Annotated in this window: 25 protein-coding genes and 1 tRNA gene; 12 read left to right on the forward strand and 14 right to left on the reverse strand. The window is 61.1% G+C overall.

Annotated elements, in window-relative coordinates; translation table 11 throughout:
• Nucleotides 1-58 precede the first annotated feature (58 nt).
• Nucleotides 59-619: a hypothetical protein gene (locus tag BLR69_RS23225; protein WP_071497049.1), complete on the forward strand. Its 561-nt coding sequence runs from the start codon at nucleotides 59-61 to the stop codon at nucleotides 617-619.
• 168 nt (nucleotides 620-787) lie between these two features.
• Here BLR69_RS23225 and BLR69_RS23230 read toward each other — a convergent pair.
• The 4 genes from BLR69_RS23230 to BLR69_RS23245 all read right to left on the reverse strand — a co-directional run bounded on the left by BLR69_RS23230 (nucleotide 788) and on the right by BLR69_RS23245 (nucleotide 4,510).
• Nucleotides 788-863 (reverse strand) — tRNA-Phe (locus BLR69_RS23230).
• 103 nt (nucleotides 864-966) lie between these two features.
• Nucleotides 967-1,239, reverse strand: coding sequence for an oxidative damage protection protein (locus tag BLR69_RS23235; RefSeq protein ID WP_028615361.1), 273 nt, complete (start codon nucleotides 1,237-1,239; stop codon nucleotides 967-969).
• Nucleotides 1,236-2,303 carry an A/G-specific adenine glycosylase gene (mutY, locus tag BLR69_RS23240; protein ID WP_071497050.1) on the reverse strand — a complete coding sequence of 356 codons (1,068 nt, stop codon included), beginning with the start codon at nucleotides 2,301-2,303 and terminating at the stop codon, nucleotides 1,236-1,238. The genes BLR69_RS23235 and mutY overlap by 4 nt, the downstream gene beginning before the upstream one ends.
• The gene (locus tag BLR69_RS23245; protein ID WP_071497051.1) at nucleotides 2,300-4,510 is read right to left on the reverse strand and encodes an AsmA family protein; all 2,211 of its coding nucleotides are present in this window, start codon (nucleotides 4,508-4,510) and stop codon (nucleotides 2,300-2,302) included. Before BLR69_RS23245 ends, mutY begins: the two co-directional genes overlap by 4 nt.
• A 325-nt stretch (nucleotides 4,511-4,835) precedes the next feature.
• Here BLR69_RS23245 and BLR69_RS23250 point away from each other — a divergent pair, with 325 nt between their 5' ends.
• The 7 genes from BLR69_RS23250 (at nucleotide 4,836) to BLR69_RS23280 (ending at nucleotide 10,616) form a co-directional block, all read left to right on the forward strand.
• A complete protein-coding gene (locus BLR69_RS23250; RefSeq protein ID WP_071492428.1) occupies nucleotides 4,836-6,497 on the forward strand; it encodes an OFA family MFS transporter in 1,662 nt (553 codons plus the stop codon).
• 250 nt (nucleotides 6,498-6,747) lie between these two features.
• Nucleotides 6,748-7,341: an imidazoleglycerol-phosphate dehydratase HisB gene (hisB, locus tag BLR69_RS23255; protein ID WP_017849940.1), complete on the forward strand. Its 594-nt coding sequence runs from the start codon at nucleotides 6,748-6,750 to the stop codon at nucleotides 7,339-7,341.
• Nucleotides 7,341-7,979, forward strand: coding sequence for an imidazole glycerol phosphate synthase subunit HisH (gene hisH / locus BLR69_RS23260; RefSeq protein WP_071497052.1), 639 nt, complete (start codon nucleotides 7,341-7,343; stop codon nucleotides 7,977-7,979). Before hisB ends, hisH begins: the two co-directional genes overlap by 1 nt.
• Nucleotides 7,980-8,237, forward strand: coding sequence for a DUF2164 domain-containing protein (locus BLR69_RS23265; protein ID WP_012721747.1), 258 nt, complete (start codon nucleotides 7,980-7,982; stop codon nucleotides 8,235-8,237).
• A gap of 39 nt (nucleotides 8,238-8,276) precedes the next feature.
• On the forward strand, nucleotides 8,277-9,014 hold the full coding sequence (gene hisA, locus BLR69_RS23270) for a 1-(5-phosphoribosyl)-5-[(5-phosphoribosylamino)methylideneamino]imidazole-4-carboxamide isomerase (protein ID WP_003187784.1): 738 nt from the start codon (nucleotides 8,277-8,279) through the stop codon (nucleotides 9,012-9,014).
• Between the two features lie 9 nt (nucleotides 9,015-9,023).
• Nucleotides 9,024-9,794, forward strand: a complete 771-nt coding sequence (gene hisF / locus BLR69_RS23275; protein ID WP_003171107.1) for an imidazole glycerol phosphate synthase subunit HisF — start codon at nucleotides 9,024-9,026, stop codon at nucleotides 9,792-9,794.
• A gap of 66 nt (nucleotides 9,795-9,860) precedes the next feature.
• Nucleotides 9,861-10,616 (forward strand): substrate-binding periplasmic protein, encoded by a 756-nt coding sequence (locus BLR69_RS23280; RefSeq protein WP_071497053.1) that lies wholly within the window; start codon nucleotides 9,861-9,863, stop codon nucleotides 10,614-10,616.
• 3 nt (nucleotides 10,617-10,619) lie between these two features.
• Here the strand turns inward: BLR69_RS23280 and BLR69_RS23285 are convergent, their stop codons facing one another.
• From BLR69_RS23285 to gpmI, 5 genes are all read right to left on the reverse strand, one after another.
• Nucleotides 10,620-12,206, reverse strand: a complete 1,587-nt coding sequence (locus BLR69_RS23285) for a trypsin-like peptidase domain-containing protein (RefSeq protein WP_071497054.1) — start codon at nucleotides 12,204-12,206, stop codon at nucleotides 10,620-10,622.
• A gap of 70 nt (nucleotides 12,207-12,276) precedes the next feature.
• On the reverse strand, nucleotides 12,277-13,047 hold the full coding sequence (locus BLR69_RS23290; RefSeq protein WP_071497055.1) for a divergent polysaccharide deacetylase family protein: 771 nt from the start codon (nucleotides 13,045-13,047) through the stop codon (nucleotides 12,277-12,279).
• Between the two features lies 1 nt (nucleotide 13,048).
• A complete protein-coding gene (locus BLR69_RS23295; protein ID WP_071497056.1) occupies nucleotides 13,049-14,365 on the reverse strand; it encodes a S41 family peptidase in 1,317 nt (438 codons plus the stop codon).
• A 30-nt stretch (nucleotides 14,366-14,395) separates the two neighbouring features.
• Complete coding sequence (locus BLR69_RS23300) at nucleotides 14,396-15,691, reverse strand: murein hydrolase activator EnvC family protein (RefSeq protein ID WP_058423724.1); 1,296 nt, start codon at nucleotides 15,689-15,691, stop codon at nucleotides 14,396-14,398.
• Between the two features lie 258 nt (nucleotides 15,692-15,949).
• Nucleotides 15,950-17,476 carry a 2,3-bisphosphoglycerate-independent phosphoglycerate mutase gene (gene gpmI, locus BLR69_RS23305; RefSeq protein ID WP_071497057.1) on the reverse strand — a complete coding sequence of 509 codons (1,527 nt, stop codon included), beginning with the start codon at nucleotides 17,474-17,476 and terminating at the stop codon, nucleotides 15,950-15,952.
• Nucleotides 17,477-17,627: 151 nt separating this feature from the next.
• Between gpmI and BLR69_RS23310 the strand changes: the two genes are divergently transcribed.
• Genes BLR69_RS23310 through secB form a run of 3 tightly spaced genes read left to right on the forward strand, consistent with a single transcriptional unit; the run spans nucleotide 17,628 to nucleotide 18,819 of the window.
• On the forward strand, nucleotides 17,628-18,041 hold the full coding sequence (locus BLR69_RS23310; protein ID WP_010213877.1) for a rhodanese-like domain-containing protein: 414 nt from the start codon (nucleotides 17,628-17,630) through the stop codon (nucleotides 18,039-18,041).
• A 1-nt stretch (nucleotide 18,042) separates the two neighbouring features.
• The gene (gene grxC / locus BLR69_RS23315; protein ID WP_033896917.1) at nucleotides 18,043-18,297 is read left to right on the forward strand and encodes a glutaredoxin 3; all 255 of its coding nucleotides are present in this window, start codon (nucleotides 18,043-18,045) and stop codon (nucleotides 18,295-18,297) included.
• 42 nt (nucleotides 18,298-18,339) lie between these two features.
• Nucleotides 18,340-18,819 (forward strand): protein-export chaperone SecB, encoded by a 480-nt coding sequence (gene secB, locus BLR69_RS23320; RefSeq protein WP_071497058.1) that lies wholly within the window; start codon nucleotides 18,340-18,342, stop codon nucleotides 18,817-18,819.
• Between the two features lie 126 nt (nucleotides 18,820-18,945).
• Here the strand turns inward: secB and BLR69_RS23325 are convergent, their stop codons facing one another.
• On the reverse strand, nucleotides 18,946-19,401 hold the full coding sequence (locus tag BLR69_RS23325; RefSeq protein ID WP_003171120.1) for a tRNA (cytidine(34)-2'-O)-methyltransferase: 456 nt from the start codon (nucleotides 19,399-19,401) through the stop codon (nucleotides 18,946-18,948).
• Between BLR69_RS23325 and BLR69_RS23330 the strand changes: the two genes are divergently transcribed.
• Complete coding sequence (locus BLR69_RS23330; protein WP_071497059.1) at nucleotides 19,400-19,840, forward strand: hypothetical protein; 441 nt, start codon at nucleotides 19,400-19,402, stop codon at nucleotides 19,838-19,840. The two genes, BLR69_RS23325 and BLR69_RS23330, sit on opposite strands and share 2 nt — an antisense overlap.
• 532 nt (nucleotides 19,841-20,372) lie before the next feature.
• On the opposite strand, the gene ntrC is transcribed toward BLR69_RS23330, so the two are convergent.
• From ntrC to glnA, 4 genes are all read right to left on the reverse strand, one after another.
• A complete protein-coding gene (ntrC, locus tag BLR69_RS23340; RefSeq protein ID WP_071497060.1) occupies nucleotides 20,373-21,809 on the reverse strand; it encodes a nitrogen regulation protein NR(I) in 1,437 nt (478 codons plus the stop codon).
• Nucleotides 21,806-22,891: a nitrogen regulation protein NR(II) gene (gene glnL, locus BLR69_RS23345; RefSeq protein WP_056860661.1), complete on the reverse strand. Its 1,086-nt coding sequence runs from the start codon at nucleotides 22,889-22,891 to the stop codon at nucleotides 21,806-21,808. The genes ntrC and glnL overlap by 4 nt, the downstream gene beginning before the upstream one ends.
• Before the next feature lie 387 nt (nucleotides 22,892-23,278).
• Nucleotides 23,279-23,815, reverse strand: coding sequence for a chorismate mutase (locus tag BLR69_RS23350; protein WP_071497061.1), 537 nt, complete (start codon nucleotides 23,813-23,815; stop codon nucleotides 23,279-23,281).
• A 251-nt stretch (nucleotides 23,816-24,066) separates the two neighbouring features.
• Entirely contained in the window at nucleotides 24,067-25,473 is a 1,407-nt protein-coding gene (gene glnA, locus BLR69_RS23355) for a type I glutamate--ammonia ligase (RefSeq protein WP_071497062.1), read from the reverse strand.
• Nucleotides 25,474-25,690: the final 217 nt, after the last annotated feature.

A 25,690-nucleotide genomic window follows, 5' to 3' on the forward strand; every position in this document is an offset into this window, starting at 1 on the left:
TGCGTTGGGCTACTGTTGCCTGCGCAAAATTCACTGACTCACCTTTTCAAGGATTGAAATGAAAGCCACATTGCTCGTGTTATCCGCCTTCCTTCTGCTGCTCTGCGGCTGCACCACGCCGCTGACCTCTGACATGTCCAGCCCTTCAATTGCCGACACCAAAACGGTGGTGTTCGGCGGCAAGACGTTCGTCTTGAAATTCCAAAAGCCGGGTTTGTGGGAGTATTTCCCAGCAGAGGAAAGCATCGATGCCTGGAATGAAATGCTGGACTTTACCGTCGTCCCTCGCGAGATGAACCGCTTCAAGCCCCTCGACCTTGCCAAGCGCGCCATCCAACTCCACCAGCAAGAAAATCCGAACATGCCGGCGATCCTGCTGACCGACAATAAAACCGGAATCGATTATTCGATGATGTTTTATCCCACGTCATTGCGTAAAGACGGGCAATTTTCCGAAATCAGCTATTTCAAGTATTACAGGGACGGCACTACCGGGCAGACCATCATCTTCCACTATGCCAGGAATATCCCAAGGTCGAGCAATCCCTCGGAAAGCGCGATAGAGACCGGCCGGGAAATAGTGCCGCTGATAGAGGCGTTCCCGCTGTATCGGCCATGATGCCGTTGAGCGGACAGCACGAATCGATTCCCAGGCGGTGATTGCCGGAAAAGCGTCTACAGGATTTGTGGGGGGTATCGCACCCACTGGTACGACGTAGGGGCGCAATTTTGAAGCCCTGAAACGAGAAAACCCCTGAGACCTTGCGGAATCAGGGGTTTCGGTATTTGGTGCCCAGAGACGGAATCGAACCGCCGACACGGGGATTTTCAATCCCCTGCTCTACCGACTGAGCTATCTGGGCAACGGGGCGCATTAAACGGGTTTTTCAGGGGGTCGTCAAGCAAGTTTTCGAAAAATATTTAATTATTACCGTCGCTTACGTGCTGACCCCGGTTTTTGATCAATTATTGAGCAGGCGGCACGTAGCCGTCGGCCTTGGCGTATTCCTCGCCGGAAAAGAACTTGTCCATCTCGCCCGCCAGGTATTTGCGATCTTCGGCGTTCATCATGTTCAGGCGTTTTTCGTTGATCAGCAGGGTCTGGTGTTTCAACCAATCGCCCCAGGCTTTGGCGGAGACATGTTCGAAAATGTCCTGGCCCTTGGCGCCCGGATACGGAGGGCGTTCCAGGCCGGGCAATTCTTCTTTGTACTTGCGGCACATGATGGTGCGGGTCATGACGACACTCCTGCATTCAATACGTCGGCCGCGCGCTTCAGCAGTTTTTTCACCGGGGCGGCAAGGCCCAGGCGCGGCGGGGTGGCGAGGTTATACCAGAGCCAGTCGGCCTCGGCCACGTGATGGGCGGTTTCCTCGACCTGGATCAACCAGGGTTCGATGGCGAGCTGGAAGTGACTGAAGGTGTGGATCAACCCCGGCAGTTCCTGTTGGTTGCCCAGTTCCAGCGCGTGCTGGTGGGCCAGGTGTTCCAGGTCTTGCAGGTCATCCAGCTCCGGCAAACTCCACAGGCCGCCCCACAGGCCGGTGGAAGGGCGACGGTAAAGCAGGATCGCGCCCTCGGCATTCGCCAACATCGGCATCAGCGTGCGCTTCTGCGGGATGGTCTTGCGCGGCTTGGGGATCGGGTAGCGCGTCTCCAGGCCGAGCATGTGGGCTTCGCAGCCTTTTTCCAGCGGGCACAGCAGGCAGCTGGGTTTGCTGCGGGTACAGAGGGTGGCGCCCATGTCCATCATCGCCTGGGTGTAGGCGTTGACGCGGTCGTGGGGCGTGAAGCGCTCAGCGGTGGCCCACAGCTGCTTGGCCACCTTGGGTTCGCCGGGGTAGCCCTCCTGCGCGGTAAAACGCGCCAGCACGCGTTTGACGTTGCCATCGAGGATCGGCGCACGCAGGCCCATGCTCAGGCTGGCAATCGCGCCGGCGGTGGACAGGCCAATACCGGGCAGCTCGGTGAGCTTTTCGACATCGCGAGGGAACTCGCCGCCGTACTCGGCCACGACAATCTTCGCGGTCTTTTGCAGGTTGCGCGCCCTGGTGTAGTAACCCAGGCCGGTCCACAGGTGCAGCACTTCATCTTCCGGCGCGGCGGCCAGGGCCTCCACCGTTGGCAATGAAGCCATGAACCGGTCGAAGTAATTGAGCACCGTGCTCACCTGGGTCTGCTGCAGCATGATCTCCGAGACCCACACCCGGTAGGGCGTGATGCCCTGTTGCCAGGGCAGGTCATGGCGACCGTGGCGGTCGTACCAATTGAGCACGGCCTCTGAAAACTGCTCGTTTCTCATCGCTTGAACAGGCCCTTCAATGCATCTTTCAACTGCGGGTTCACCTTGTCGAGCTTCTCTTCCAGCTTGTCGCTGAGCTTGTTGCCGGCCGCCTTGATGGCGACCTGGGTCAAGCCGTCCTTGTCCAGGCGGCAGGCCTTGGCACCCAGTTCCAGCGGGCCACGGCAGCGCAGCGGCACTTCGATGCCCTGGAAGTTGGAGCCGACCTGGCAGGCAGGGTCCGGCGTTTCGCGCTGGTCACCCTCGACAATGATGCCGACGCGGTAGTCCATGCCCAGCACGCGCAAGTCCACATCACCGTTACCGTTGACGGTCAGGCCCGGGATGCGCACTTTCAGGTCCGGGTTGCTGGCCACGCCGTTGCGGAAGGTCAGGTTGCCTTTCAGCTCCTGGAACGGCGTGTCCTTGCCTGGCGGCGTGCTGCTCAGGGTCTTGCGGTTGAGCAGAGCAATGCCGGTGCACAGTTGTTGCTCAAGGTTGGCGTTGAGCAGCACGCCGTTGTTGATCACAAAGCTGGCGGTGCCGTTGAGGCTGTCGATCAGGGCTTTCTGGCTGTTGCCGCGGCCTGTGAGGTTGCTGTCGAGGGTGATCTGGCCCTTCACCGGCGGGTTCTGCCCTTGGGCTTGCAGGATGCGTTCGACCGGCACCTGCTTGATCCGGCTTTGCAGCGCCAGCACCGGAATATCCTGACGCACATCGAGGCTGCCGTTGGCCTGGAAGGTGCCGTTGTAGAGGCCGCCGCTCAAGGTGTCGAGCTTGAGTTGGCCATTGATGCCGGACGCCTTGAGCGCGGCATTCTGGATCGGCAATTTGCTCAGGGTCAGTTGGCCGAAGGCGAGGTCGGCGTCCACGTCCAGGGCGCGCAGGCGCGTCAATGGCAGCAGCTTGTCGGTGCTCCAGGCGCCTTTGGTCGGCGCGTCGGGCAATGGCGTGGTGCCGCCGGCGGCCATGGCGCCGGCTTCGCTGTTCTGCACCTCGGCCTGGCGTGCGGCGCTGGCGCCCTTGGCGGATTCGGACTTGGCCGGCAGGTAGTTGTCGGCGTTGAACGTATCGCCCTTGAGCTGCACGCGCAGGGACTGTTTGGCGAAATCGTCCACCGCCAGGCGACCGGTGAAGGTGCTGCCGTCGAGTTTCAGGTTCAGGTCTTCCAGTGCCAGGCTGGTCGGGGTGCCCTTGAGGCGGCTGACCAGTTCGACCTTGCCCAGGCTGCCCTCGGCCATTGGCGGCAGCGGGTGGCCGACGCTGTCGAGGAACTTGGCCAGGTCAAACTGGGCAATGGACAGCGCGCCGCTGAGCTGCGGGGTCTTGTCCAGGTCGTTGACCTTAAGCTCGCCCAGGGCGCGCAGCTGGTTGGCCGAGAGCTTCAGGTTGGTCCATTCGGCGATATTGGCCGCCTGGTCCACCAGCAATTGGCCCTGGGTGGAGAAGGTCACAGTCTTGCCTTGCAGCGGCTCGCCCGTGGCTTCGCCGGTGATCTTCATGTCTTCCAGCTGATAACGCTTGAGGGCACGCTGGATGCGCAGGTTGCCATTGAGTTCGGTCTTGACGCGCATCACCGGCTGGTTGGTGCCGAAGAAGGCAGTGAGTTTCACCGGGATACTGGCACCTTCGTGCACGGCGCCGGCGCTCAGCTGGATGCTTTCGGCGCTGAACTGCTTGCCGGTCTGCTCGTCGTTGTATTCGATGCGGGCGTTGTTGATGGTCAGGCTGTCGATGTCCAGCCGGATAGGTTTTGAAGGTTTCTCCGGCTCGGGCTCGGCGGCCTGTTCCACGGCAGCGGGTGCGCTGACGCTCGGCTCATTGGCGTTCTTGCCGATGTCTTCCCAGTCGCCGTGGCCTTGTTTGTCGCGGTTCAGGCGCAGGTTGAGGCCCTCGACACGCACGTCGCTCATCTGTACTTCACGACGCAGCAGCGGCAAAACCCGTACCGAGAGGCCGAGCATCTGCAAGTCGGCGAACGGTTTGGTCGGGTTGGTCAGGGTTGCCACGCTGGCTTCGTGCAACTCCAGGCCGAGCCAGGGGAACAGGCTCCAGCCGATATCGCCATTGAGCGTCAGCTCGATGTGGGCCTTGTCGCGGGCAATCTGGCGAATCTCGTCTTTATAGTCGTTGGGATCGAAGAGGTGGGTCAGGGCAAAGCCCAGGGCCACAATGATCAGCAACAGCCCGAGAAGTACCAGACCCAGGATTTTGCCGAACGCTTTCATGGGCGAGTCCTTGTATGTCGATTTCAAAATTTAGCCGCAGAGTATAACGCCCGACGGCCTGCGTCAGTGCCCTGATCGTTACATTGTATCCAGGGCCCGTGAAACGGGATTTTGGCGTCAAACAAAGCAGATTTCCTGAAAAAGGTGATGGCAGTTTGGTTTTTCTGTCATCCACAGGTGCTAATCTCTGCATGTTCGTCCGCCTTCTGCGACTTAACGTCGCGCCTAAAAGGGAGCTTCACTCAACAAAACGGCCACGCTTTGCGTGCAAGGCCGAGGGAGAGAGCGCCTGACGGACACATACTAACAACTGGGGGAAACACCAATGAGCACTAGCACTGCGGCGGCTTCATCTGCCGCACAGCCTGCGTTCCTGTCCAAGGAACGCATTATCGCCAAGCCCGGCTTCAACCGCTGGCTGGTTCCGCCGGCCGCCCTGGCCATCCACCTGTGCATCGGCATGGCCTACGGGTTCTCGGTGTTCTGGCTGCCACTGTCCAAGGCGCTGGGTATCACCAAACCGGTCGCCTGCGCGCCGGACATGAGCTTTATCGCTCAAGTCTTCTCGTCCCAATGCGACTGGCCCATCTCCATGCTGGGCTGGATCTACACCCTGTTCTTCATCTTCCTGGGCTGCTCGGCAGCGATCTGGGGCGGCTGGCTGGAACATGCCGGCCCGCGCAAGGCCGGTGTTGTATCGGCATTGTGCTGGTGTGGCGGCCTGTTGATCTCGGCATTGGGGATCTATACCCACCAGATCTGGCTGATGTGGATCGGCTCCGGCGTCATCGGCGGTATCGGTTTGGGCTTGGGCTACATCTCGCCTGTATCGACCCTGATCAAGTGGTTCCCGGACAAGCGTGGCATGGCCACCGGCATGGCGATCATGGGTTTCGGCGGTGGCGCGATGGTGGGTGCCCCGTTGGCAGCGGCTTTGATGGGCCACTTCGCCACGCCAACCAGCGTGGGCGTGTGGCAGAGCTTCCTGGTGATGGCCGCGATCTACTTCGTGTTCATGATCGGTGGCGCCTTGTCCTACCGCGTTCCGCCGACCGGCTGGAAGCCTGAGGGCTGGACCGCACCGGCGAAAAAAGCCAGCAACGCCATGATCACCCACCGTCACGTGCACGTGAACGTGGCGTGGAAAACCCCGCAATTCCGCCTGGTATGGCTGGTGCTGTGCCTGAACGTCTCCGCCGGTATCGGCATCCTCGGCATGGCTTCGCCCCTGCTGCAGGAAGTGTTCGGCGGCAAGTTGCTGGGTGTGGATGTGCCATTCGGCCAGCTGGACGCCGGTCAACTGGCCTCCATCGCCGCCATTGCGGCGGGCTTCACTGGCCTGCTGAGCCTGTTCAACATCGGTGGCCGGTTCTTCTGGGCATCGTTCTCCGACTACCTGGGCCGTAAAAACACCTACTTTGTGTTCTTCGCCCTGGGCTTTGCCCTGTACGCGCTGATCCCGAACCTGGGGCACCTGGGCAACGTGGCGCTGTTCGTGGCGGCGTTCTGCATCATCCTGTCGATGTACGGCGGTGGTTTTGCGACCGTCCCGGCCTACCTGGCCGACCTGTTCGGTACGCAAATGGTCGGCGCGATCCACGGTCGCCTGCTCACTGCCTGGGCTGCGGCTGGCGTGCTGGGCCCGGTGCTGGTGAACTACCTGCGTGAGTATCAGCTGAGCATCGGCGTTGAACGCGCTGCGGCCTATGACATCACCTTGTATATCCTCGCGGGCCTGCTGGTGCTGGGCTTCATCTGCAACCTGCTGGTTCGCCCGGTGGCGGACAAGTACTTCATGACCGACGCCGAACTGGCTGCCGAACAGGCACTGGGCCATGACAAAGGCGCGGATGCGACCACCTCCCTGGAGTGGAAAGCAGCCCCAGGTACCGTGCCGTTGGCGATTGCCGCCTGGCTGGTAGTGGGCATTCCGTTGGCGTGGGGTGTGTGGGTGACCCTGCAGAAGACCGCAGTCCTGTTCCACTAACACCGCAAAAATTTTGTGGGCGCGGTTCCTGTGGGAGCCGGGCTTGCCCGCGATGGCATCACCTCGGTGCAACTGAAACGCCGAGGTGCCTGCATCGCAGGCAAGCCAGCTCCGCAAAAGCTGGTTCTCACATGTATGCACATGTCTATCCCCGACACTCCATCAGTCTTATCCCCTTCGATGTTTCTGTTTAGCGCCCACGCCCCTATAATGGCTGCCTTTTTCGCCCAATGATTTTGCGGAGCTGGTGATGGCCGAACGTAAGGCGTCCGTCGAGCGCGACACTCTGGAAACCCAGATCAAAGCCTCGATCAACCTGGATGGCACCGGAAAGGCCCGATTTGATATCGGTGTACCTTTTCTTGAGCACATGCTGGACCAGATCGCCCGTCACGGGCTGATCGACCTGGATATCGTCAGCAAAGGCGACCTGCATATCGACGACCACCACACGGTGGAAGACGTCGGTATCACGTTGGGCCAGGCATTTGCCAAGGCCATCGGCGACAAGAAAGGCATCCGTCGCTACGGCCATGCCTATGTCCCGCTGGACGAAGCGCTGTCGCGTGTGGTCATCGACTTCTCCGGCCGTCCAGGCCTGCAGATGCACGTGCCCTACACCCGCGCCACCGTGGGCGGCTTCGACGTCGACCTGTTCCAGGAGTTCTTCCAGGGGTTCGTCAACCATGCGCTTGTCAGCCTGCACATCGACAACCTGCGCGGCACCAACACCCACCACCAGATCGAAACCGTGTTCAAGGCTTTCGGCCGCGCCCTGCGCATGGCTGTGGAGCTGGATGAGCGCATGGCCGGGCAAATGCCTTCGACCAAGGGCGTCCTGTAATGCAGACGGTCGCGGTTATCGATTACGGCATGGGTAACCTGCACTCGGTGGCCAAGGCCCTCGAGCACGTAGGGGCCGGCAAGGTGCTGATCACCAGCGATGCCAACGTGATTCGCGAAGCCGACCGGGTGGTGTTTCCCGGCGTCGGCGCGATTCGCGACTGCATGGCCGAGATCCGCCGCCTGGGCTTTGACAGCCTGGTGCGCGAAGTCAGCCAGGACCGTCCGTTCCTCGGCATCTGCGTGGGCATGCAAGCCTTGCTCGACCGCAGCGAAGAGAACGACGGCGTCGACTGCATCGGCCTGTTCCCTGGGCAAGTGAAGTTCTTCGGCAAAGACCTGCACGAAGACGGCGCCCACCTGAAAGTCCCGCACATGGGCTGGAACCAGGTCAGCCAGGCGGTGGATCACCCGCTGTGGCACGACATTCCGGACCTGGCGCGCTTCTACTTCGTGCACAGCTACTACATCGCCGCCGGTAAACCGGGCCAGGTGGTGGGTGGCGGGCACTACGGCGTCGACTTCGCCGCTGCGCTGGCCGAAGGCTCGCGGTTTGCCGTGCAGTTCCACCCGGAGAAGAGCCATACCCATGGCCTGCAATTGCTGCAGAACTTCGCCGCCTGGGACGGGCGCTGGTAAATGGCCCGGAAGCCGAAGCAGCCGGTCTTGAACCTCACGCCTGAACAGGAGAGTGAGGCTACCCTCAAGATCAAGCGTTTCATGGAAGACCGCTTCGAGCTCAAGCTGGGGTCGTTCGAGGTCGCCGAGATCCTCGAACTGTTCACCACCGAAGTGGCTCCGCACTATTACAACAGGGCGATTTTCGACACGCAGACGCTCCTTAAAGAAAGGTTCGAAAGCATCGAAAGCGACCTGTGGTCGCTTGAGAAGCCCTGACTTCCCAAGCATTGCTGAATATCGAATAAGGTTTGCCAGATGCTGATTATCCCCGCTATCGATCTCAAGGACGGTGCCTGCGTACGTCTGCGCCAAGGCCGCATGGAAGACTCCACCGTATTCTCCGATGACCCGGTGAGCATGGCCGCCAAATGGGTGGAAGGGGGCTGCCGTCGCCTGCATCTGGTGGACTTGAACGGCGCCTTCGAAGGCCAACCGGTCAACGGCGAAGTGGTCACCGCCATCGCCAAGCGCTACCCGAACCTGCCGATCCAGATCGGTGGCGGTATCCGCTCCCTGGAAACCATCGAGCACTACGTCAAGGCTGGCGTGAGCTACGTGATCATCGGCACCAAGGCGGTGAAAGACCCGGCGTTCGTCGCCGAAGCCTGCCGCGCCTTCCCGGGCAAAGTGATCGTGGGCCTGGACGCCAAAGACGGTTTCGTCGCCACCGACGGCTGGGCTGAAATCAGCACGGTGCAGGTGATCGACCTGGCCAAGCAGTTCGAAGCCGACGGCGTCTCCGCCATCGTTTATACCGACATCGCCAAAGACGGCATGATGCAGGGCTGCAACGTGCCGTTCACTGCTGCGCTGGCTGCCGCGACGAAGATCCCGGTGATCGCTTCCGGCGGCATCCACAACCTGGGCGACATCAAGTCGCTGCTGGATGCCAAGGCACCCGGCATCATCGGCGCCATCACCGGCCGTGCGATCTACGAAGGAACCCTGGACGTCGCCGAAGCCCAGGCTTACTGCGATGCCTACAACGGCTGAGGACTGACCATGGCGCTGGCCAAACGCATCATCCCTTGCCTGGACGTCGACAACGGTCGCGTGGTCAAGGGCGTCAAGTTCGAGAACATCCGTGACGCGGGTGACCCGGTGGAAATTGCCCGTCGCTACGATGAGCAAGGTGCCGACGAAATTACGTTCCTCGACATCACCGCCAGCGTCGACGGCCGCGACACCACGTTGCATACCGTCGAGCGCATGGCCAGCCAGGTCTTCATTCCGCTGACCGTGGGCGGTGGCGTGCGCACCGTGCAGGACATCCGCAACCTGCTCAATGCCGGCGCGGACAAGGTCTCGATCAACACCGCAGCCGTGTTCAACCCGGAGTTCGTCGGCGAAGCCGCGCAGCACTTCGGTTCGCAGTGCATCGTGGTCGCCATTGACGCCAAGAAAGTCTCCGGCCCGGGCGAAACTCCGCGTTGGGAGATCTTCACCCATGGCGGTCGCAAGCCCACCGGCCTGGACGCGGTGGAGTGGGCGATGAAGATGGAAGGCCTGGGTGCCGGTGAAATCCTGCTGACCAGCATGGACCAGGACGGCATGAAAAACGGCTTCGACCTGGGCGTGACCCGTGCCATCAGCGATGCGCTGGGCATTCCGGTGATTGCCTCCGGTGGCGTCGGCAACCTGCAGCACCTGGCCGATGGTGTGATCGAAGGCCACGCCAGCGCGGTGCTGGCGGCAAGTATTTTCCACTTTGGCGAATACACCGTTCCCGAGGCCAAGGCCTACATGGCGGCGCGCGGTATCGTCGTGCGCTAAACGCTGCTGGACAGCATGGCAGGCCAGAGGCACTCTCTGCGCTTGCCATGGATTCCGGTAACTTTCATGTTCAAGCACCTGCTGCTCGCCCTCGCCAGTACGTCCCTCCTGTTGACCGCTCCGGCCCACGCCGAAGAACCGTCCGACGCCTCCCTGGTGTTGCTGACGGAAAACTTCCCGCCCTACAACATGGCAAAGAACGGCAAGAACTTCGCCAAGGACGAGAACATCGAAGGCATCGCCGTGGACATCGTGCGCGAAACCTTCAAGCGGGCGGGCATCTCCTACAACCTCACCCTGCGTTTCCCCTGGGAACGTATCTACAAGCTTGCCCTGGAAAAACCGGGCTACGGTGTGTTCGTGATGGCGCGCCTGCCGGACCGTGAAGCGCTGTTCAAATGGGTCGGCCCCATCGGTCCGGACGATTGGGTGCTGCTGGCCAAGGCTGACAGCAAGATCCAACTGGACGACCTCGAACATGCGCGCCGCTACAAGATCGGCGCCTACAAGGGCGATGCCATCGCCCAGACCCTGGAGAAGCAGGGCCTGAACCCCATCGTCGTGTTGCGCGATCAGGACAACGCGCAAAAGCTGCTGGATGGCCAGATCGACCTGTGGGCCACCGGCGACCCCGCCGGGCGTTACCTGGCACGTCAGGTGGGTGTGACCGGGCTCAAGACTGTGCTGCGCTTCAACAGCGCCCAGCTCTACCTGGCGTTGAATAAAGACGTGCCGGACGATCTGGTGGCAAGGCTGCAGGCGGCGCTGGACCAGTTGCGCAAAGACGGTCGTGTCGACGAAATCATGGCGCGGTACCTCTAGCGGTCAGCGTGGTTTGAGCAAATCGACCCGCAATGTCGACGGTTGGTCGGCCTGGTCGAAGGCATAGGTGCAGACCTTGACCGGCTGATGATTCACGCTGACCAGGCGCACGAACTTATCACCTGCCCCCTGCGGCGCGTCATTGAGTGGGTAGACGATATCGATCGGCTCGTCGTCGTCCTCTTCAGGGGCTGGAGGATACGGAATGGGCAGGTAATCCACCGGGCGCAGGCAGTCGGTCGTGGCAGCGGGGCCGTACTTGTAGGTGTAGCGGCTCATGAACGGCGGCGCCAACTTCCAGGCCAGGGTGTAGCCCTGCAGGGTGTGCGGGTCGAGGAGGATGCTCAGGTCGGGAGTGCGTGCCGGGCCCGGCTTGGCCAGTTCTACCGCAAGGGTCAGGGCATTGCGCATCATGCCGCTGGTAGCTGGGTGTTCGGCGGAATCGACCCCAATGATGCACAGCATCTGCATCCCGGTCTGCGGGCCTATGGCGTCGTTGATGCGTGCGCCGCGTGCGTCAATCGGTGCGCTGTACAGCGCCGGGTTTTCGCAGTCGGCGGCACGGCGGGTGGTTTTGTAGCGATAAAACGGCGTGTTCACCTTGAACGCCAGGTTCCAGGTCGGGGTGATGTCCTTGCCGCGCACGCCCGGTTTTTTCACGTAGTACTGCTGGATAGGCTCGGGATTCTCAAAGGTAATGCTGGTGGTAGGAAAGAGGTCACACTGTTCTACATCCGCTTGCAGAACACCGGCCACAAAACACCGGTTGAGGAACGTCACCGGGCTGCCGTAGTTGGTGTCTTCATGCCAGCTCGGCGTGCCGTCCAGGATCTCGCAGGGCGCATCACGTTGGCATTTATGTTCTTCGGACTGGCCGGCGGTGCTGGTGCTGAGAATACCGAACAGCGTGTTGGACGCTCGGTCCAGCAACGGGCCGCCAAAGCTGCCAAGGCGTACGCCTTTGCACTGGTTCTTCATGGTGATTCGCCACACGAAAGGTTGCTCCACCAGTTCGCGCGAAGTTTGTTGGGTGCACGCGGAAAGATGCAAGGTGTCCCACGCTGGAGCTGCGAGTACCAGGATGTCGTTGCCGTCGGCGGGCACTTCCTTGGCCAGTTTTACCGGGGTTATGCCGTTGTTGAGCAGGCTCGACAACGTGGCGTCCAACTCGATGATCGCAAGGTCTACGCCTTGGCTGCTGCCCCACTTCAAGGTCTTGAGCGGGTAGGTCTTGATGCGTTCGAGGGTGTCGTCGAAGTAGTTGAAACTGATGCTGCCTTTCATCGGCAGATCTTTTTGCACGACGCCATTCACGCGGTGCAGGCAATGGCTGCTGGTGACCACGTAAGCCGGGCCGGACTGGCCAGCTTCGTCGCGGGTGTCGAGCAGCGTGGCGGTGCATAGAGTCTGGGCTTCGTTGCGAATACGACCGACGCCAGTCCAATGGGCGTGCTGATGCTGCGCATTGGTGAGCATTTTGGGCAGGCTGGCGTTGGCAAGGCCTTCACCGTAGTCCTTTGGTGCCGCGACAAGCAGGCTGGAAAGGCTGCTGATCAGCAGCCCTGTAATCAAGGGATGGAATGTGTTCATGGAGTGTCCTGAAAGCGTGAGCGTGAGGCTCGACTATTCAGGAGTGCCGGGTGGGCAGGTCGGTAGCTATCTAGTACTTGCCGTTTTTGCCATGTCCGGCCATGGCCTGGTTGCTGCGCACGCTGATCATCAACTTGATATCGATCCAGTCGATGCCCTGGGCCTTGAGCTTGGGCAACTCGCGTTCCAGCACCGCCAGTGTCTGTGGATACGGGTGACCGATCATCACCGCCGAACCCTGTTTGTGCGCCAGCTTGATTGCAGTCTGCAACTGTGTGGTGATCGCCGCCTCAGTGCGTTCGTCGTCCAGGAACACATCCCGCGAAACGTGGGCCAGGTCGATTTTCTGCGCCTCTGCGGCGGCGACCGTCTTGGCGCTGGTGCGGCTGTCGACAAAGAACTTGTTGCGCCGTTGCAACTCGCCCATCAACCAGGCCATGGCTTCGGGCTGCGCGGTCATGCGGCTGCCCATGTGGTTGTTGATGCCGGCGGTATAGGGCACTGCCTTGAAGGCAGCGTCCAGGCGCCTGCCGAGTTCTTCGATGGGCAGTTCCGGGTGCCAGGCGAACGGGCCGGTGGCCGGGTCCATGGGCATGTGCAGGATCACGATCTTGCCGGCCTTGTGCGCTTCGCGGGCGAATTCGGCGGCGTGGGGCGTGTCGGGCATGATCGCCGTGGTCACTGGGCCGGGCAGGGCCAGCACGCGACGATCCCTGGGCAGGTTTTGCCCGAGGTCGTCGATGATGAGGGTCAGGTAGGCTTTTTGAGGCTCGCCGACCGGGGTCGCGTGGGCGACCCCGGCCAAGCTGCACAGCACAGCGATGATCAGGGCAAAACGCATATCAACGGCTGCGCGTGATGCTCAAGCCCTTGAGCAGGCTCAACGCCTGGGCGAGTTGGTAGTCATCGTCCTGCGGCATCGGCTTGGCTTTCTTGCCGCTGCCGGTGGGCTGGTCGGCGCCGCCGTTGCCATTGCCCAGGTGGCCTTGCAGGTCGGCCTCCTTGTAGTACTCGCTGTCGATCTCGTTGGTGATCTTGGCCTTGCGCACCTCGATGTCCGGCACGATGCCCTGGGCCTGGATCGAGCGGCCATTCGGCGTGTAGTACAGCGCCGTGGTGATCTTCAGCGCACGCTCGTTGTTCAGCGGCAACACGGTTTGCACCGAGCCTTTGCCGAAGCTGGTGGTGCCCATCAGCACACCGCGCTTCTGGTCTTGCAGGGCGCCGGCGACGATCTCGGAAGCCGAGGCGCTGCCGCCGTTGATCAGCACGGCCAATGGCACGTTTTCACTGAGGTCGTTACCGGTAGCCGAGAAGCGCAGCTCGGAATTGGCGATGCGGCCCTTGGTGTACACGATCAGGCCTTTGGTGATGAAGTGGTCGACCACTTCCACCGCCGCCTGCAACACGCCGCCTGGGTTGTTGCGCAGGTCGAGCACGATACCGCTGAGCTTCTTGCCGTTGTCCTTGCGCAGCTTGGCCAGGGCCTTGGCCACTTCGTCGCCGGTCTTGACCTGGAATTGGGTGATGCGGATGTAACCGTAGCCCGACTCCAGCAGCTGGCTCTTCACGCTCTTGACCACGATGGTCGCACGGGTCAGCGTTACGTCGAACGGGTTGCCGCCGTCGCGCACCAGGGTCAGGGTGATTTTCTGGCCGATCTTGCCGCGCATCTTGTCGACGGCTTCGGTCATGGTCTGGCCACGGGTCGGCTGGCCGTTGATCTTGACGATGAAGTCACCGGCCTGGATGCCGGCCTTGGACGCCGGCGTGTCATCGATTGGCGAGACCACCTTGATGTTGCCGTCTTCGGAGCCGACTTCGATGCCCAGGCCGCCGAATTCACCGCTGGTGCTTTCCTGCAGCTCGGCAAAATCTTCCGGCCCCAGATAGGCGGAGTGTGGGTCGAGGTTGCTGAGCATGCCCTTGATGGCATTTTCCAGCAGGGTCTTGTCGTCTACGGGTTCGACATACGCGGCCTTGATGCGGTCCATGACCTCGGCAAAGGTGCGCAGCTCGTCCAGCGGCAGCGGCGCCTTGGTGGTCGCGGCCGTGCTGGCCGGGGCCGCCGGGGCCGCCTGGTCGGCGAAAGCCAGGGGCGCACCGATCACCAGGGCGATCGTCAGGGCCAGCGATGTGAGGCGGGACAAATGCAGCATGTCGAACGAACTCCTAATGTAGATGCGGCCCTATCCTTGGGAACGGCACCATTGTGCGGGATCGCTCGGGCGACCCTGCTGACGAATAGCGAAATACAGCGCCGGGGTGTCCTGGCCACCACTGTTACCCACAGTGGAGATGGATTCACCGGCTTTTACAACATCACCTGCCGACTTGAGTAATGTCTGATTGTGGCCGTAAAGGCTCAAATAGCCATTACCGTGGTCGAGAATCACCAACAAACCGGCGCCCCGCAGCCAATCGGCAAACACCACGCGCCCACCATGAACCGCATGGACCTGGCTGCCGGCGGAGGCGCTGATCATCACGCCATCCCATTTGGCGCGGGTGTCATCGCCACGGGTTTCCCCAAAGCGTGCAAGCAATCGACCATCAACCGGCCATGGAAGTTTGCCGCGGGCTGAAGCAAAAGGCCCACCGAACGACTCGCCGGCGCTGGAAACCAGTGGGCCAGGGGCTGCATGCGCCGGTTTGCGTGGTGCCGGGGCATCCGTAGTGGCGGCCAGTTCGGCCTCACGCTGGCGCTTTTTTTCGGCTTCCTGCTGGGCGATCAGCGCTTTCTGCCGCGCTTCTTCAGCCTCGCGTGCCTGGCGGGCCAGGGTTTCTTCGATGGTCTTGAGCACTTTGGCCAGGTCGGCCTGGTCCTGCTCGCGGGCCTGCAGCTTGGCGTCACGCGCCTTTACATCGTCATTGAGCTTGGCCAGGGCCAGTTGGCGTTCCTTGCGGACCTTGTCCAGCTCGTCGCGTTGGGCGTTGAGGGCACTTTTCTGATCCTCCAGCTGCGATTGCTGGTTGGCGATTTCCTGTTCGACATTGACCAACTGGCGCAAGGTTTCGTTGAAGCTTTTGAGTTGCTCCAGCCGGGCCTTGCTCAGGTAGTCGTAGTAGGTGAGGGTGCGCGCGAATTTCTCGGGGTTCTGCTGGTTGAGCAGCAGCTTGAGGTATTCCTGGCGGCCGTTCTGGTAGGCGGCACGGGCCTGGATCGCGATCAGGCGTTGCTGTTCAACGCGTGCGCTCTGGAGTTTTTTTTTCTCAGCGTCGAGTCGCTCCAGTTCCGACTCGCTCTTCTTTAGTTCTTTTTGCAGCTCCTGGACCTGCTTCTCCAGCTTGCCCATCTCGGTTTCCGTGCCGCGCAGGTCTTTCTGCACCCCGGATTTCTCTTCCTGGAGCTTGCCGAGCAGTTTTTTCAGCTCGGTAATGTCCTGACGCGTAGCGTCCAACTGTTGTTGGGTTTGTGCGCGCTCGTCGGCAAACGCCGGTTGGAGCAGGCAGACAAGAGCAAGGGTAATCAAGGCGCGAAGCATAGAGGCGGGCGACACCAGGGAAATGGACGGCCTAGTATGCCCGCCAAGCGCGGCAAAAAAAACGCCCAATTCGGGCTGTAGCGCAAGATAGGTGCCGAGTGGCAGTGGTATGGCAAAAAGACATGTTCCAAACAGCGCAGATCCAATGTGGGAGGGGGCTTGCCCCCGATTGCAGTGTGTCAGCCACATAGGTGTCAGCTGATCTACCGTAATCGGGGGCAAGCCCCCTCCCACATTGTTTTTCGGTGAAGCTGGGAATCAGACCAGAATCGAAGTCCCGGTCATCTCCACCGGCTTCTCCAGCCCCATCAACATCAGCATGGTCGGCGCCACATCCGCCAGCACGCCACCGCTACGCACCTTGAAATCACGCTTGCCGACATAGATGAACGGCACTGGCTCGGTGGTGTGCGCGGTATGGGCCTGGCCGGTCGATTCGTCGGACATCTGCTCGCAGTTGCCGTGGTCGGCGGTGATCAGCGCTTCGCCGCCGACTTTTTCCAGGGCGTCGACGATACGGCCGACGCACAGGTCCAGGCATTCCACAGCCTTGGTCGCAGCTTCCAGGTTGCCGCTGTGGCCCACCATGTCGCCGTTGGCGTAGTTGACCACGATCACGTCGTAACGCTGGTGGTCGATGGCGTCGACGATCTTGTCGGTGACTTCCGGCGCGCTCATTTCCGGCTGCAGGTCGTAGGTGGCTACCTTTGGCGACGGGATCAGGATGCGTTCTTCACCCGGGAACGGCTCTTCACGGCCGCCGGAGAAGAAGAAGGTCACGTGGGCGTATTTTTCGGTTTCGGCAATGCGCAGCTGGGTCTTGCCATTTTTTGCCAGGTAATCGCCCAGCACGTTGTCCAGGCTGCCCGGTGCAAAGGCGGCAGGGGCCGGGATGCTGGCGGCGTATTGGGTCAGGCCCACGTACTGCACTTTTGGCTGGCGGGCGCGCTCGAATTCCTTGAAGCCGTCTTCGACAAACACACGGCTCAGCTCGCGGGCACGGTCGGCGCGGAAGTTCATGAACACCACGGCGTCGCCGTCTTCGACCTTGACCGGCTCGCCGATGGTGGTGGCTTTGACGAACTCATCGCTTTCGCCACGGGCGTAGGCAGCTTCGAGGCCTTCCTGGGCGGTGGCGGCATTGAATTCGGCCTGGCCGTCGACGATCAGGTTGTAGGCCTGGGAGACGCGGTCCCAACGGTTGTCACGGTCCATGGCGAAGTAACGACCCACCAGGCTGGCGATGCGGCCTTTGCCCAGGGCGGCGAAGGTGGTGTCGAGCAGTTCGATGGACGACTGCGCGCTTTTCGGCGGGGTGTCGCGGCCGTCGAGGAAGGCGTGCAGGTAGATCTTGTCGGCGCCGCGCTTGAAGGCCAGCTCGGCCATGGCGACCAGGTGGTCCTGGTGGCTGTGGACGCCGCCATCGGACAGCAGGCCCATGAAGTGCACGGCCTTGCCGGCAGCCACTGCTTTATCGACTGCCGCGCAAATGGTCGGGTTCTCGAAGAACTCGCCATCGCGGATCGCTTTGGTCACGCGGGTGAAGTCTTGATACACCACTCGTCCGGCGCCGAGGTTCATGTGGCCGACTTCCGAGTTGCCCATCTGGCCGTCCGGCAGGCCTACATCCATGCCCGAACCGGAGATGAGGCCGTTGGGTACGGTGGCGGTCAGGCGGTCGAGTACGGGCTTCTTGGCCGCATATACCGCGTTGTCGTGGTGGCTTTCACTGTGTCCGAAGCCATCGAGAATTATCAGGACCAAAGGTTTAGGCGTAGTAGTCATAGATCCTCTCGTGGCGGTAATAAAGGAAGACAATTGAAAAGGGAGTGGCAGTTTAAAGCGAAGTTCCGACCACGTCACCGCTTTACGGGGGTTGGCCCCCCCTGACGGCTGTGTATACTTACCGCCATTTTAACGCCCTGGAACCTCCTTGATGGTTGATCACCTGATTGCATTTGCCACTGCCCACTATCTGCTCGTGGGTGCCTTCGTCATCCTGCTGGCGCTGTTGATCGCTCACGAATTGAGCCGCGGTGGCCGCAGCCTGAGCACGGCGGAGCTGACCGCGCTGGTCAACAAGGATGAGGCCGTTGTCGTGGACATCCGCCCGGCCAAGGATTTTGCCACCGGCCACATCGTCGGCGCCCTGAACATTCCGCAGGACAAGCTGATCGCGCGCCTGGCCGAGCTGGAAAAGCACAAGGCCAAGACCATCATCCTGGTCGACGCCCAAGGCCAGCACGCCGGCACCCACGCCCGCGAAATGCTCAAGACCGGTTTCACCGCCGCCAAGCTGTCCGGTGGCATCAGCAGCTGGCGCGCCGATAACCTGCCGCTGGTGAAGTGATATGAGCCAGGTTGTCGTGTATTCCAGCGATTGGTGCCCTTACTGCATGCGGGCCAAGGCCCTGCTGGAGAAAAAGGGCGTTGCCTTCGAAGAGATCAAGGTCGACGGCAAACCCCAGGTGCGTGCCGAAATGGCCCAGAAGGCGGGGCGCACGTCCGTGCCGCAGATCTGGATCGGCGCCAGGCACATCGGTGGCTGCGACGACCTGTTCGCCCTGGAGCGCGCCGGTAAACTCGATGCGCTGCTGCTCGTCTGACTCCTTAAACCCTAAAAGACCCCAAGATCACAAGGATCTGAGATGACTGACCAACAGAACACCGAAGCAGCAGAAGCCCCAGCTCCACAGTTCTCGCTGCAGCGCATCTACGTGCGTGACCTGTCGTTCGAAGCGCCGAAAAGCCCGGCCATCTTCCGCCAGGAATGGACCCCAAGCGTTGCGCTGGACCTGAACACCCGCCAGAAGGCGCTGGAAAGCGACTTCCACGAAGTGGTGTTGACCCTGTCCGTGACCGTCAAGAACGGCGAAGAAGTGGCCTTCATCGCTGAAGTGCAACAGGCCGGTATCTTCCTGATCCAGGGCCTGGACGAAGCGTCCATGAGCCACACCCTGGGCGCGTTCTGCCCGAACATCCTGTTCCCGTATGCCCGTGAGACCCTGGACAGCCTGGTTACCCGTGGCTCGTTCCCAGCGCTGATGCTGGCGCCGGTGAACTTCGATGCCCTGTACGCGCAGGAGCTGCAGCGCATGCAACAGGAAGGTTCGTCGACGGTTCAGTAATCTCGAACCCGGTGCAGGACCCCATGTGGGAGGGGGCTTGCCCCCGATAGCGGTAGATCAGTCACATAGATGTCGACTGACACTCCGTCATCGGGGGCAAGCCCCCTCCCACATTTGTTATGTGTATTACTTGAAGCCGAGCTGGCGCCAGCCTTCGTAGACGGCGACGGCCACGGTGTTGGACAGGTTCAGGCTGCGGCAGCCCTCGCGCATCGGCAAACGCAGGCGATGGCCGTCGGGCAGGGCGTCGAGTACCTCGGCCGGCAGGCCCCTGCTTTCGGGGCCGAACAGGAAGGCATCGCCCTCGGCAAAACTGGCATCATGGAACGGCCGCGAACCCTTGGTGGTGAACGCGAACAGCCGTGGGTGCCCCAGGCTTTCCAGGCAGCTGGCCAGGTCCGCGTGGCGCTTGAGCGTGGCGTACTCGTGGTAATCCAGCCCGGCGCGGCGCAGGCGCTTGTCGTCCATGTCGAAGCCCAGGGGCTCGATCAAATGCAGGTGGCAGCCACTGTTGGCGCACAGCCTGATAACGTTGCCGGTATTCGGCGGAATTTCTGGTTGAAAAAGGATGACGTGAAACATGCACGGCTCCGAAGGCAAAGATGCGCTGCATTCTACCCTCGAAGAGGACCCGAGGCCGAAGCTTATGCCGAGGGTCATGGGTTCTTTGGCGATTGTCGGCATGATGGTCGGCCTGATGATCGGTCGCCTGACCACCCCGGACCCGGTCGAACTGCAACAGGTCGAGACCGCAACGGACGGCGTGGTGGTGTGGTTCAACAGCGAACCCAAGCTGCACGGTGAGCATATCGATGGCACCGTGGCGCTGTTGTTCGACGCCCAGGGCAAGGCGGCGGCTGGGCGACTCAAGGTCAATGACAAGGACGTGAACTGGCGCGTACGCAAGACCGATGGCGGCCTGTTGCTGAACCTGGTGGCGGCTCGGCCGTTGCGTGGGGAGTGGAAGGGCGAGAAGGCCGATGGCCGCTGGCGGTTGGAGATCCATCTCCAAGAGGAATAAAAGAGGGAGTTCCCGGCCTGCCTGTACCAGGGCTCCCAAAACGGGGTGAAGCCTCGAAAGGCTTCGGTGTTAAAGAGGGAATCCCCAGCCTGCCTGTACCGAGGTTCCCGAAACGGTGTGGAGCGCGACGCGATTCGCATCAAGCACCCCGGGTGTAAAGAGGGGATTCTCGGCCTGCCTGTACCAAGGTCCCCGAAACTGGGTAGTACAGGGGTTATTGCAGGGCGCGTGCCAGAGTGGCCAGGTTGTGCAAAAAACTTTTTACAGAAAGCGCAAAGCCCCGGAATACGGGGCTTTGGTGTTTATTGGCTTCGAAGAGTTTTCAATCAGACCGATATTCCAGGCCTTGAGTCGGTGCCCGATGCCGGTTCATGGTGCATTCAAGAGGTGCACAATCGCGAAATTTATGGAGATCCAAATGTGGGAGCGGGCTTGCTCGCGAAAGCGGTGGGTCAGACAGAACATCTGTGCCTGATACACCGTATTCGCGAGCAAGCCCGCTCCCACATGGGATTTTCAGTGGGTCTGAGAATTAGGCGTCGTCGCCCTCGTCATCATCCCCACCATCAACCTTCATCCCCAATTCCTTGATCTTGCGGGTCAAGGTATTACGCCCCCAACCCAGCAACACGGCGGCATCGCGGCGGCGACCGGCGGTGTGCTTCAAGGCAGTCTCGATCATGATCCGCTCAAAGGCCGGCACGGCGCTGTCCAGCAGGCTCGACTGGCCGCGTGCCAGGGCCTGGTCGGCCCACTGGCGCAGCGCCTGTTCCCAGTTGGTCACGGGTGCAGAGTCCTGCGGCAGGCTCAACAGCTCCGGCGGCAGGTCGCTGATATGCACTTCGCGCCCGGACGCCATCACGGTGATCCAGCGGCAGGTGTTCTCCAGCTGGCGAACGTTGCCCGGCCACGGCAGGTTCTTCAGGTATTCCTCGGTTTCGCTTTTCAGCAGCTTCGGCTCGACGGCCAGCTCCTGGGCGGCGCGGCTCAGGAAGTGGCGGGCGAGGGTCGGGATGTCTTCGCGACGGTCCGACATGCGTGGAATGTGGATACGGATCACGTTGAGGCGGTGGAACAAGTCCTCACGGAACTTGCCGGCGTGGACCAGGGTTTCCAGGTTCTGGTGGGTTGCCGCGATGATGCGTACGTCGACCTTGACCGGCGTGTGCCCGCCAACCCGATAGAACTCACCGTCAGCCAGTACCCGTAGCAGGCGGGTCTGGGTGTCGGCCGGCATGTCGCCGATTTCATCGAGGAACAGCGTACCGCCGTCAGCCTGTTCAAAGCGCCCGCGACGCAGGTTGGCGGCGCCAGTGAACGCGCCTTTTTCATGGCCGAACAGCTCGGACTCCATCAAGTCCTTGGGAATCGCCGCCATGTTCAGCGCGATGAACGGCGAAGCCGCCCGCGGGCTGTGACGGTGCAGCGCGTGGGCGACAAGCTCTTTACCAGTGCCGGATTCGCCGTTGATCAGCACGGTGATGTTGGAGTGGCTCAAACGCCCGATGGCGCGAAACACTTCCTGCATCGCCGGCGCTTCGCCGATGATTTCCGGGGTGCGGGTCAGGGCCGGTGGGGCTTCCTGGTTCTGCTGTTCCTGGGCGTGCTGGTTGGCGCGCTTGACCAGCGCCACCGCCTCGTCCACGTCGAACGGCTTGGGCAGGTACTCAAAGGCGCCGCCTTGGTAGGACGCGACAGCGCTGTCCAGGTCCGAGTGCGCGGTCATGATGATCACCGGCAGGCGCGGGTGCTGCTCGCGAATCCGCGCCAGCAAGTCCAGGCCACTGGCGCCGGGCATGCGGATGTCGGAGATGATCACGTCGGGCTGCTGGCGCGCCAGGCGGCTCATCACCCCGTCGGCGCTGTCGAAGCTCTGGGTGGTCATGCCTTCCTGTTGCAAGGCTTTCTCGAGGACCCAGCGGATAGAACGGTCGTCATCGACGATCCAGACAGTTTCACTACGGCTCATGTCGATGGGGCTCCTTGTTCCAGGGGCAGGAAGATCGAGAAGGTGGTGTGGCCGGGATGGCTCTCACATTCGATCAGACCCTGGTGCTGGCTGATGATGTTCTGGGTAATGGCCAGGCCCAGCCCGGTACCGTCCGGGCGGCCACTGACCATGGGAAAGAAAATGGTTTCCTGGAGTTCCGCAGGAATCCCCGGGCCGTTGTCGATGATTTCGACCTTGGTCACCAGGCGGTGCCGCACGTGGCCGATGGTGAACTGGCGCAGGGCGCGGGTGCGCAGGCTGATGCGACCCAGGCGCAGCTCATTCTGGCTGCTGATGGCCTGCATCGCGTTGCGCACGATGTTGAGCACCGCCTGGATCATCTGTTCGCGGTCGATCAGAACGTCAGGGATGCTCGGGTCGTAGTCACGCACCAAGGTGATGCAGCCCTGGCTTTCGGCCTCGACCAGTTGGCAGACGCGCTCCAGCACTTCGTGGACGTTGGTCATCGCCAGGGACGGCAGCTTGTTGGAGCCGAGCATGCGGTCCACCAGGTTACGCAGGCGGTCGGCCTCTTCAATGATGACGTTGGTGTAGTCCTTGAGGTGTTCCTCTGGCAGTTCGCGGGCCAGCAATTGCGCCGCGCCGCGAATACCGCCGAGCGGGTTCTTGATCTCATGGGCCAGGCCGCGTACCAGCATCTTGCTGGTTTCCTGTTTGGACAGTTGCGCTTCTTCCTTGGTGATGCGCAGCAGGCGATCACGCGGATGCACTTCCAGCAGCAGCAAGGTCGCGCCGTTGCTCAGGATGGGGGTCACGGCATAGTCGACGGTCAGCGTCTGGCCGGTGAGGGCGGTGAGCATCGCTTCGCGTTTGGTGAACGGGTGCGCCTGCTCCACCGCCTGGCGCAACGAACTCAAGGCTTCGGCCGACTCGGTGAACAATTCGCTGATGAACTGCCCATGGCTGCGCTGGCCGCTGATGGCCAGGAGCATCTCCGCCGCCGGGTTCATGTACTCAAGACGCAAGTCGTCATTGAGCAGGATGGTCGCGGTGGTCAGGTTGTCGAGTAGCAAACGGTGCAGTGCATCGCTGATGGTCATCAGGACCTCTTTTGGAGCAAGGCGCGGGCTTGAGGCACACGCTGATACAAGGAAAATGCAAAAACCAAACCAAGGCTCCGAAAAGAAGCGTGCAAGCCCTGAAATGGGGGTTTAAGGCGCGAAACTGTGGCGTTCTGCCAGCTTGCTCGGGAAGTTTCGAACCAAAATGGGCTGGACAGGTGGGAAGGGTGCAGCCAGTCGCACCAATATAGTGCGGATTTGTGAAGGTTGTTCAGGAAGGCGACGAAGGCGCAACTGAATGCACTCCGTCCAACTGTGGGAGCGGGCTTGCTCGCGAAGGCGGTGTTTCAGTTAATGCATCAGGTGACTGACACTCCGCCTTCGCGAGCAAGCCCGCTCCCACAGTTTTAATTGGGTTTGCAGGCTTTAACCTTTGTAGATGCACAGTTCGGCGGTGGCGCGGATCATTGCCAGTTGGCGCAACGGATCGTTCAGGGGCTCATGCACGGCCTCGGCCACCCACTGCGAGCACTTCGGGTCGGTGCGCTGCGGGGTAAAGTCAGCCAGTTGCTGCAGCAGGCGTTTTTGCAGTTCATCCAGTTGGGGGCGAATCTGCTTGACCAGATCCGGGCGCGGGTCGTCGGGTGCCTTGCCCTGGAACTGCCAGTCGGACAGATGGGTGTACTGCACCAGCTTATTGGCCTCGATCTGCGCCGAGAAAAACTGCTCGGCGGCGGCCGGGTCCAGCTTGTAGCTCGGCGCCTGGGCGACGACGCTGGCAATCACCTCTTGTTCGCGTTTTTTATCTTCTACCGGCTTTTTGCTGTCCCATTTGCTCAGGGCGACCTGGTCGGCGATCTCCAGGCGTTCGGCGATGCTGTTGAGCAGCGGCTCCAGGGTGGGCGGCGCAGCACTGGCACTGGCACTGGCGAACAACAGGGCGAACACGAGTCTATGTTTCAACGAAGATCTCCTTGTGGGAGGGGGCTTGCCCCCGATGGTGGAGTGTCAGTGCCAGATGGGCTGGCTGGCACACTGCAATCGGGGGCAAGCCCCCTCCCACCTTTTTGATTGGGTTTGCAGGTCTAAAGCAGCGTCAGTCAGAGGCTACCTCATAGTTACGCGAGAATCCGCCGGCCAGCCAAATCCCAGGCAAAAAAAGACCTCCCGAAGGAGGTCTTTTTCAGCGCGCTGCGTTAAGCCGCGCTACCGGATCAGCAGCTGTAGTACAGCTCGTATTCCAGTGGGTGTACGAAGGTGCGAACCTTGATTTCTTCAGCGCTTTTCAGCTCGATGTAAGCGTCGATGAAGTCGTCGCTGAACACGCCGCCTTTGGTCAGGAACGCACGGCCCTTGTCCAGCTCTTCCAGGGCTTCTTTCAGGCTGCCGCACACTTGTGGGATCTCTTTGGCCTCTTCAGGCGGCAGGTCGTACAAGTTTTTGTCGGCGGCGTCGCCAGGGTGGATCTTGTTCTGGATACCGTCCAGGCCGGCCATGACCAGGGCAGCGAAGGCCAGGTACGGGTTGGCTGCTGGATCCGGGAAGCGCGCTTCGATACGGCGAGCGCGAGGGCTGGACACGTAAGGAATACGGATCGACGCGGAACGGTTGCGAGCGGAGTAGGCCAGCATTACCGGTGCTTCGAAACCTGGGACCAGACGCTTGTAGGAGTTGGTCGACGGGTTGGTGAAGCCGTTCAGGGCCTTACCGTGCTTGATGATACCGCCGATGAAGTACAGGGCGGTGTCGGACAGGCCGGCATAACCTTCGCCAGCGAAGGTGTTCTTGCCATCTTTGGCGATGGACAGGTGAACGTGCATACCCGAACCGTTATCGCCGTACAGAGGCTTAGGCATGAAGGTAGCGGTACGGCCGTAAGCAACGGCAGTGTTGTGTACGCAGTACTTCAGGGTCTGTACTTCGTCAGCCTTGGCCACCAGGGTGTTGAACTTCACACCGATTTCGTTCTGGCCGGCAGTGGCCACTTCGTGGTGGTGCACTTCGATGACCAGGCCCATGTCTTCCATGGCGTTGCACATGGAGGTACGGATTTCGTGGTCGTGGTCGAACGGCGGAACTGGGAAGTAGCCCCCTTTGATACCTGGACGGTGGCCATGGTTGCCGCCTTCAACGTCCTGGTCGGACATCCAGGAGCCTTGTTCGGAGTAGATCTTGAACATGGAGCCGGAGATGTCGGACTTGAACTTGACCTGGTCGAAGATGAAGAATTCTGGCTCTGGGCCTACGAATACGGTGTCACCGATACCGGTGGACTTCAGGTATTCCTCGGCACGCTTGGCGATCGCACGTGGGTCGCGGTCGTAGCCTTGCATGGTCGAAGGCTCGATCACGTCGCAGACCAGGATCAGGGTTGGCTCTTCGGTGAACGGGTCGAGTACGGCAGTGCTGTCGTCCGGCATCAGGATCATGTCGGAGGCTTCGATGCCTTTCCAGCCAGCGATGGAGGAACCGTCGAACATTTTGCCTTCTTCGAAGAAAGCTTCATCCAGCGCGTCGCGAGCCGGCATGGTCACGTGGTGCTGAGTGCCTTTGGTGTCCGTGAAGCGCAGATCAATCCATTTAACGTCATGATCTTTGATGAGTTGAACCGACTTCGACATAGTGTCCTCCGGGTGGCTTCGGGCTGGGGTAGTGGAGTTAGCCCTTAGAATGTGGGTGATGCCGGCGCGGATACTCCGCCATGGCAACCTGCCTCACAAGAGAGCAAAATGCATGCCAGTGCGCCAACATGGGTTTTCTGCTCCAAAAACGCCCCTATAAAGGTGCATTGCGACAAAAGCCCAAAAATAGCGCACCGCAATGTAGCGCGAAGACGCG

Source organism: Pseudomonas azotoformans, assembly GCF_900103345.1.
GTDB lineage: Bacteria > Pseudomonadota > Gammaproteobacteria > Pseudomonadales > Pseudomonadaceae > Aquipseudomonas > Aquipseudomonas azotoformans.